The organism is Micromonospora sp. NPDC005220 (genome assembly GCF_040607895.1).
In the GTDB taxonomy this organism is placed as follows: domain Bacteria; phylum Actinomycetota; class Actinomycetes; order Mycobacteriales; family Micromonosporaceae; genus Micromonospora.
The window spans coordinates 1-1,026 of sequence record NZ_JBEXHP010000250.1; the positions used below are offsets into that span (position 1 = coordinate 1).

Here is a 1,026-nt window from a genome sequence, read left to right on the forward strand (position 1 = left end):
TCCACTCCGGACGGGCTGCGGTGATCACCTGCACCCGGGCATCCTGCCTGACCGTCCCTAACAGACAGACGCCAGGGTTACGAGACGTCCCTTAGGAACAGCGGGCTACTGGTCATCGAGCGAGCCCGGGACTAAAAGCCGAACGTTTGATTCAACTCCCGGTTAAAGGCCTTAGCGGCTTTTTCATACTCGCGAATCGCACCCGCATACTTAAGCTTGATCCTGTCGTGCAACCACTTGTCGAAACCGCCGGCAATCCGAGCATAGCCGTCGATCATCGGAACAATCTCTAGCTCATCGTCCTGGTCCGCGAGCCATCTTCTGGTGTCGCTATTCCATTTCGACCACTCCAACAGGGGCTGGCGCAGCAGTACAAACGCAACTGAGAAAGAATGATTGGAGAACGTCTGACGGCTTTGGGCCACGGGCAGACGGTGATGCGTCAGATAGTTCCGAAGGCCTCGCAGGAACGCGGCTGGCGCATAGCTATCGAAGTCCGACCGTATTTTTGCAAAATATTCAGCCGTGAGCGCCCCGTCTTCGCTGAAGTGCTTTCTCAGAAAGAAGCGCTGTTGATCGATGCGGGTGCTCAGTGCCATAAGGACGTTATGGAGTAGACGTTCAACCTCGGACAGAAGCTCATCATGTGCACGAGGGTTCGTCATATCGAAAACAGCTAGTGAATTTGCCGGGTCCTGCACATGAGCGACGAGCCGATTGTACTGGTCAACGTTGCCCTGGAAGACGTACCCGATGCGACGAACGTAGTCCATGAGGGCAGTTGCGTGGTAACCCGGCGAAGCGTTGAGTTCGTCCTGCCAGACGAGCAGGCGGGGACGCCCGGCTTGACCGTCGACATCGGAAACAGGGGGAGAGGCTTCATCCTCCATCGGCATTTCACATGCTCGCACGCCGGGCTGGCAGGCCAAAGCCGGCCACCGGCCACCGGCCACCGGCCACCGGCCACCGGCCACCGGCCACCGGCCACCGGCCGCCGGCCACCGGCCACCGGCCGCCGGCCACCGG

Annotated in this window: 1 protein-coding gene; it reads right to left on the reverse strand. The window is 59.8% G+C overall.

Annotated elements, in window-relative coordinates; genetic code table 11:
- Positions 1–131 precede the first annotated feature (131 nt).
- A complete protein-coding gene (locus ABZU52_RS32490) occupies positions 132–896 on the reverse strand; it encodes a hypothetical protein (RefSeq protein ID WP_354974729.1) in 765 nt (254 codons plus the stop codon).
- Between the last annotated feature and the right edge of the window lie 130 nt (positions 897–1,026).